The 6,949-nt window shown below is 52.7% G+C and carries 8 protein-coding genes and 1 pseudogene; 3 read left to right on the forward strand and 6 right to left on the reverse strand.

The window, feature by feature from the left end; all coding sequences use genetic code 11:
- Positions 1–893: type I restriction endonuclease (locus AACY42_RS27635; RefSeq protein WP_339483661.1), on the reverse strand; the 893-nt coding region annotated here is incomplete at its 3' end.
- 1,032 nt (positions 894–1,925) lie between these two features.
- On the opposite strand from AACY42_RS27635, the gene AACY42_RS27640 reads away from it, so the two are divergent.
- The 3 genes from AACY42_RS27640 to AACY42_RS27650 all read left to right on the forward strand — a co-directional run bounded on the left by AACY42_RS27640 (position 1,926) and on the right by AACY42_RS27650 (position 4,027).
- Complete coding sequence (locus tag AACY42_RS27640; protein WP_339483662.1) at positions 1,926–2,933, forward strand: PIN domain-containing protein; 1,008 nt, start codon at positions 1,926–1,928, stop codon at positions 2,931–2,933.
- A 285-nt stretch (positions 2,934–3,218) separates the two neighbouring features.
- Positions 3,219–3,548: a hypothetical protein gene (locus AACY42_RS27645; RefSeq protein WP_339483663.1), complete on the forward strand. Its 330-nt coding sequence runs from the start codon at positions 3,219–3,221 to the stop codon at positions 3,546–3,548.
- 71 nt (positions 3,549–3,619) lie between these two features.
- Entirely contained in the window at positions 3,620–4,027 is a 408-nt protein-coding gene (locus AACY42_RS27650; RefSeq protein WP_339483664.1) for a hypothetical protein, read from the forward strand.
- Between the two features lie 98 nt (positions 4,028–4,125).
- Here AACY42_RS27650 and AACY42_RS27655 read toward each other — a convergent pair whose 3' ends face one another.
- The 5 genes and pseudogenes from AACY42_RS27655 to AACY42_RS27675 all read right to left on the reverse strand — a co-directional run.
- Positions 4,126–4,302 (reverse strand): hypothetical protein, encoded by a 177-nt coding sequence (locus tag AACY42_RS27655; protein ID WP_339483665.1) that lies wholly within the window; start codon positions 4,300–4,302, stop codon positions 4,126–4,128.
- A gap of 123 nt (positions 4,303–4,425) precedes the next feature.
- Positions 4,426–4,848: pseudogene (locus AACY42_RS27660) on the reverse strand (integrase core domain-containing protein); the annotation flags it as partial.
- Between the two features lie 64 nt (positions 4,849–4,912).
- A complete protein-coding gene (gene ltrA / locus AACY42_RS27665; RefSeq protein ID WP_339483666.1) occupies positions 4,913–6,118 on the reverse strand; it encodes a group II intron reverse transcriptase/maturase in 1,206 nt (401 codons plus the stop codon).
- Between the two features lie 34 nt (positions 6,119–6,152).
- The gene (locus AACY42_RS27670; protein WP_339483667.1) at positions 6,153–6,461 is read right to left on the reverse strand and encodes a hypothetical protein; all 309 of its coding nucleotides are present in this window, start codon (positions 6,459–6,461) and stop codon (positions 6,153–6,155) included.
- On the reverse strand, positions 6,458–6,949 hold a 492-nt coding region (locus AACY42_RS27675), incomplete at its 5' end, for an IS66 family transposase (RefSeq protein WP_339483668.1). The genes AACY42_RS27675 and AACY42_RS27670, both read right to left, overlap by 4 nt.

Consider the following 6,949-nt stretch of genomic DNA (forward strand, 5'->3'; position numbering starts at 1 on the left):
TAGCTCTGGGTGTCTCTGCTGGCTATGCGCTTTGCATCTATGACGGTCCGGACAATCGCTTTGATTATATGAAAACCTTCCAGCTCCTCCATCGTAGTCAGAATACGATCTTCAGGCTCTTCTTGGGCTTCAGCCTGATTTTCAGCGACGACCGATTCAGCGGGCGTGGGAAATGTGGCTTTGCTCATCGCCGACTTCAACCTGTCGTTGATTTGGTCACTGAGAAACTGGGCTGCGGCTTTCCTTGTGAGCAGAGTAAACTGATCTCGAACTTTCTGGGTTATGACCCCTTCGTAGACTCGCGATGCGAAGAAGCGAACGAAATCATCATCAGGTTGGGTGAACTGCGTAGCCATTTCCTTTTTTATGTTTCCCACGTACTTCAGTTCGCCTGCGGCATTGATGATCGAATCAACGTCGAAAGCGGACTTCGTAAGCTTTTGAAGTTCAGGGATTACGTGCTCATCAATATTAAGCAGGTCGATCTCTAGGAACGGCTTTTCATCCATTTTGTTTGGTGCATCAAGATCGGTGTAGAACCGATAAAACCTGCCATTTGTAAGAATGGAAATTCGTGCAGTAGTGACATGAAAGTATCGGAAAAGTTGGCTCGCATGGTTGATATTGAGCGGCTCGCCGACTTTTTTTGTTTCGATCAATATCTGGATTTGGCCATCTTTCAAAATCGCGTAATCAATCTTTTCTCCTTTTTTCGTGCCCACATCGCAGACGTATTCTGGAACGACTTCGGAAGGGTCGAATACATCATAGCCCAGCACGGTATGAATGAACGGCATGACGAAAGCAGTTTTCGTTGCTTCCTCCGTTTGTATAGTCGGCGCTAGCTGATTTACCTTCGCTGACATTGCGTTCAAGCGTTCTACAAAATCCATTTCACTGCTCCGTTACACGTTCACCCGATCGGGGTCGTAGAGGCGCAACGCTACTATGGCTAAATCCACTCCTGCTACTGGCATTCCATCCACGCTGGATGCTTGGACAGGGAAATGACATTTGGGCAGGTGCTATCGCGCTCAGAAACGCCTCTGATCTCACCGCATTCGGACGACTCCTTTTGGCCTAATCGCTGATAGCTTGCTGACGCCTAGCAAAGTGTTCATACCTAACTGCCAATCGTTGCTGATGGGCAGGCGAGAGTTCGACGAGAGCTTCTTTCCTGTTTTATGGGTCTACTTCAGATGCTCGGAAGCGTTACACCAGTTGGCTTAGTAACACTCCTAAAAACTCATGCTCATACACAGTGTTACGCCGATAATATCCAATAAATACAGTCAGTTATCGACAACCGTTACACCAGTAACGTTCGTAACACTGCTTTTCAGAAGGATGCGTATTCCCCCGCTCCCCGGAAGCATCAATGCCACCAGCGAACGTCAGGAGCAGTTCCAAATTTTGCCGGGGACCCTGAGGTTTCTTTAAGACACGGGGTCGGAAACCCGCGTGATCGTGTTAGCGAAAAAGTGCACAGCTTAGTGAACAGGTGAACCTGGTGAACTGGTGGTTCACCTCTGCATTTGCCCTATCGCTTGGTAGCTTGCCGGGGACCCTGGGCATTTCGAATGGGTACGGGGTAAAGAACCCGCAGCATCTTGTTAGCGACCGAGTTTTCTACGTCGGTTGACAGGTTGACACCATCCCCAAGGTTGACCGGGTTCAACCGTTCGCTATCAACAACACAATGGCTCACCTTTACCGTTGCGGTAACGATCCCCTTTTTCGTCAGGATCCTTTCAATTTCAACGTTGAAATTTCAGTAAGGTGCAGTCTCTGTCGCTATCAAGATCCCGCGGGTTTCCGACCCCGTGTGCGCAAGAAAATCTCAGGGTCCCCGGCAGTTTTCTGGGCTAGGATTCCATCCTGCCCCCAAAGCAAGCACTTATTGCCACCAGCCATGGAGTACAGGGATGCACCTCTTGATGATCGACACATGTGTATGGCTGGAGATCTCCTCGAAGAAAAGCGAGATACCGATCCTAGGCCTCATAGAGTATTTGGTAGACCGAGAAATCATCACGCTGTTGGTTCCTGATCTCGTAAAAGAAGAGTACGAACGAAATAAAGATCGAGTGGCAAACCAGACACGCCAGCGACTCACTCAAGAATGCAGACTGGTCAGGGAAATCGTCGAGGCCTTCGGCGGTGCGGATAAACTCCAGGCAATCAATACGATTGACGATGTGAAACACAGGCTTCCGATACTCTCGGAAGCGAACTACATGACTATTCACCGTGTAGAAGACCTGTTCGCCAAGGCCGTCGCCCCTCCAGTTTCTGACTCAGCAAAGCTCAAAGCTGCTAACCGAGCAATTGGCAAACTGGCTCCGTTCCATAAGAGCAAGAACAGCATGGCCGATGCGGCCCTCATTGAGGTCTTCGACGAGTTCCGACGCGCTAACCTTCACGACTTTGAGACTTTCCGATTCATAACTACCAATTACACGGATTTCTCTGATGGCGACCATCGCAAGCCCCACCCGGACTTCTCCGAAATATTTGCTGAGCCGTCGTCTCAATTCTTCATCACTCCCAATGCCTCACTAGCCGATCTGCTCACGCCTGGTGATTTAGATTTTGAAATCGAGAACGGCTGGGAGGAAGAGACCCGAGGGCTGTTCGAGATACTTGAAACGCTGGACGAACTCACTGACAAAATTTGGTACAGCCGACACTGTCTGAGAGCAGAGGGTATTGAGACCGGTCGCATAAAACTCATACCTGAAGGTACAGAGAGAGCCAACGGTTCGGAAATTCACGAGCACATCTGGGCGGGTGCGTTAAAAGCGGCGGAGGAAGTCGAGGGCAGGCATCCGGACCTCGGCCCCTGGGACGACTTCGAGTGGGGAATGCTCAACGGGAAACTATCTGCTCTCCGCTGGGTTCTCGGTGAGGAATGGGATAATCTCGACACCTGAAGCATGGATGGGATCACAGCGGCGAGCGTCAGCAAAACTCTTTGTGTATCCCTCCTTGTATCCCAAGCTTTATAATCCGTCTGCAAGGCGCGGAAAATATGGAACTCTCGAGTCTCCCTCGGGCACCATCTTAAAGAAAGACCTTGAAGTTCAAGGTCTTTTTTTTCGCCTGTAGGAAAGTGGTTTGGCTGCGGATTGCGACTGATTGTCCTCGCCCTCCCCAGGAACAACACAACAACCCAGCGCCCCCCCCCCTCCTCACCCAGTCATTAAGGATTTCACCCCATGGAATTGCTGCTGGAAACGGTCGCTCTTTACTCCCTCAAGCTGGCTTATGAGACGGAGGGCCACAGCCCGATTCTGCGGGATGATCCATTGATGGGCAGCTGCGACCGCGAGGTCTTTGAGTTGTTGATACGGCGGGGCGATGTGGCTGGGATTCAGGGCGAAATCGGGCGATGCCTGGATTTGGCGTTGGGGGCGATTGGTGGGGTGGGTACAGTGCTGGGCCGAGAACTGCATCGTTTGGCTGCGGATTTCAGCGCAGTACAGAAGATGGACGATCTTTACGCTCCGCTCATCGCGCTTAACGGTTACGTGAAAGATATTCTATAAACCGCAGCGTTCGTTCCCACGCTCCGCATTGCAGACTTAACAGGCAGAACACACTCCTACGCAGGCAATCCATGGATGACATCATCGCAGCGATAGGCAGTTGGCTGACCGAAACCCACGAAGCGAAACGGCGAATGGTGAGCAATCTGGAAATGCTCTTCTGGATCGCCGTCGCGATTATCGGCGCGCTCGCCGCGAAGGATTACGCTGCCAAGCGTAAGGCGATGATGATACGAGCGGAGCAGGCCTTGCCGGAGAAGGATCTCGTCGCTACGTCGTTGAGTGATGAACAGGGTCATGCAGTTAAATATGTTGGCACCCTGCGGCGGGTTGAGGGCGGATATACCGTTAGCCTGATTCGAGAGGCTCACGGGGAGCGCGCCGAGTCGTGTAGCGAGGTGATGCCGTCGCTGGAGAGGGTTGAGGTTTATCTTACGGCCTGTACGTCGTTTGTTCTGTCGGATTTCAAAGGGTTATAGAACAAAGAGAAAAAAAGGACAGATCTATTTCAGTTAAAAATAAATCTACCCTTCCACTTGTCGCTCCCAGTGCATTCGCCGCTAGACCGGCTCTTACATCAAGGCATGGAGATCTTGTACTCGGCGAGCTTGGCCTTGTGCTCCTCTCGCACGTACTGTTTGTTGACGATCTGCGAGAACTTCATGAAGTCTGCCTTGGCGTCGTTTTTTTCTCCCAAATGGTCGTGCGCGTAATAAGCCCAGGCGTAGTACGTATTCCACGGCCATCCGGCCACCTATTCCATGAACATCCGGCCACTGATTCCACGGTGATCCGGCCACCCTTAAGGCAGGCAGCAACGCAGGATTAATTCACTACCATTGGACTTGCCCCTACCAAACCGAACACCAAGCCCCCATTAAATTGATGCTACCGCTAAGCGCCTGAACTCCCTCGCAGAGCGATAGTTCAAGGCGCTGTGCGGATGCTGCTCGTTGTAGTGCTCGAAGGCAATTGCCAGGTTACGCAACGCCGTTTCTCGATCCGGCTTGGGCATGTGCGCCACGTTGTCACGCTTGAGCGCCCTCACGAAGCTCTCGGCCATGCCGTTGCACTGCGGGCTGCGCACCGGGGTGGTCACCGGCTGCAAGCCGATCTGTCGAGCAAACAGGCGTGTCTGTTCGACGGTGTACGCCGAGCCGTTGTCGCTTAGCCATTGAACTGGCGTGGTGGGCAGTTGATCAGCAAAACGCTTCTCCACGCTTTCCAGCATCAAGTCGCGGATATCATCGCCGCTGTACCCGATCGGGCTTGCCACCCAGTCGACGGCTTCGCGATCACATCAATCGGTCGCGGTAGGAATGGCAGTCACCTGCCACCCCCCGCACAGATCCGTACGTGCGGAATTACCGCATACGGCTCCTGCCTTGGGTTTTGACGCCGAAGCGGGTTATGGGATGCGGATGCATTGGTAGCTCTCTTGGATAGGGTATGAATAGCCGGGCCAACGTAGCCATGCGCTCCCAGTTCAGACGGTGCCGCTGACTTCGCCGTTTAAGAGCATGCCTCCACGCACCGATCACTTCACGGCGAAAGGCATCCAGTCGCCGTGTGTTACCGGGTACGTGATAGTAGTTGCAGTAACCTTTAAACAGACGGCTCAACCATTGTCCGATTACCGGGACGGGCTCATGTCTGCGCTTGTGTAACTGCGCCCGTATCTCCCTGATTGTCGTTCTCATACGCTTGGCGATGGTCACGCGTCTAACCACAAACATCCCGTTCTTGGTTTTGTCACAGATATGCGTGAACCCGAGAAAATCGAAAGTTTCCGGTTTTCCTTCCCCGCGCTTCTTGCGATCTTCGATCGCGAACCAGCCAAACCGTAGCAAACGTGTTTTCTCTGGATGCAGTGTCAGGTTGAACTGGGCTAGTCGAGCCTCCAACGCCTGGCGAAAACTCCATGCATCTTCATGCTTTTCAAATCCAAGCACACTGTCGTCTGCGTATCGCACAGCAATCATCTGACCTCGTGCAGTACGCTCGCGCCATTGCCTGATCCACAAGTCCATCACGTAGTGCAGGCAGATGTTGGCAAGCAACGGTGAAATGGGCGCACCTTGCGGCGTGCCCTGCTTCGCAGGAATGCGCTTTCCATTTTCGAGAACACCTGTGCGCAGCCATCGAACTATCAGCGCTAACATTCGCCTATCCGCAATTCGGTGTTGCAGGAAGCACATCATCCATTCGTGATCGATGGTGTCAAAGAACGCTCGAATATCCACGTCCAATATCCAACGAACACGCGAATTCTGTATTCCTACCGATAACGCATCCAATGCATCGTGTTGCCCTCGACCTGGGCGAAAACCATACGAGAGTCCGAGAAAGTTCTGCTCATAAATTGCGTTGAGCACTTGCACGACTGCGGTCTGGACGATCTTGTCTTCCAATGCGGTTACGCCCAGCGGACGCTCGCTACCATCTGCCTTTGGGATAAATACCCGCCGAACAGGCTGGGCGCGATAGCGGCCACTGTGCAGTTTGTCGTGTAAGGCTGTCAGCCTTGTGAGCAGACCTTGCTCATACTCTCGCCACGATAGACTATCCACAAGCGAACGCGGAGCCCCTCCTCGGCACGTTACTTCATTTTTTCGGCCTGATATCCACCACCGTCCCCGCCTGCACGTTTTTGATCGGTGACAGCAAGTGCGGTGAAATATTCCACCGCTGACTGGTGTCGGTCACCACCGTGACGGTCTTACGGTTGAACTTCATGACGGTGCCGGACAGGCGTTCACCACTGGGTGAGTCGAAGCTTACCCGCGCGCCCGGATGGAATTGCATCATCGACTTGTGAGCCTCCAACGACTCCAACATCTTCAGTCGTTCGATAATGTGGTGATTCAACGTCACTAATTCATCGACGCTCAAGTGGTCAATATTGATACTCATGATGCCCTCCCATTCCAAGGCAGTAGTGCCTCAAAGTCTTCGACTGATTCAGCCAGCGGCAACCGTTCCAGCACGTGGCGCAGCCATGCATAGGGTTCTTGGCCGTTCGCTTTGGCGGTCTCGATCAAACTGTAGAGCTGCGCACTGGCTGCCGCGCCTTTGGGCGTATCGCTAAACAGCCATGCCTTGCGCCCGATGACAAACGGCTTGATTGCTCGTTCGGCGGCGTTGTTATCGATCGGTAAAAATCCAGCTTCGATATAACGCTCCAGTCGACTCCAGTTATTGCCTAGATAATGGACTGCTTTACCCAAGGCGCTTTGTGCCGTGACCTGTGGCAGGGTTTTCTCCAGCCAACTTTTTAACTGGGTGAGCACCGGCAAGCTCTGTGCTTGACGACCGGCAAAGCGCTGATCATCCGTCACGTCTTTCAAATCACGCTCAATGCCGTACAACTTATTGATCATTGCCAACGCCACATCAGCCCG

The organism is Pseudomonas sp. RL_5y_Pfl2_73 (assembly GCF_963970515.1).
GTDB lineage: Bacteria > Pseudomonadota > Gammaproteobacteria > Pseudomonadales > Pseudomonadaceae > Aquipseudomonas.

Excerpts from the sequence above, each read along its gene's own strand:
- AACY42_RS27645 (WP_339483663.1), top strand. The coding sequence starts at position 3,219 with ATGGAATTGCTGCTGGAAACGGTCGCTCTTTACTCCCTCAAGCTGGCT.
- AACY42_RS27670 (WP_339483667.1), bottom strand. The coding sequence starts at position 6,461 with ATGAGTATCAATATTGACCACTTGAGCGTCGATGAATTAGTGACGTTG.
- AACY42_RS27640 (WP_339483662.1), top strand. The coding sequence starts at position 1,926 with ATGCACCTCTTGATGATCGACACATGTGTATGGCTGGAGATCTCCTCG.
- AACY42_RS27650 (WP_339483664.1), top strand. The coding sequence starts at position 3,620 with ATGGATGACATCATCGCAGCGATAGGCAGTTGGCTGACCGAAACCCAC.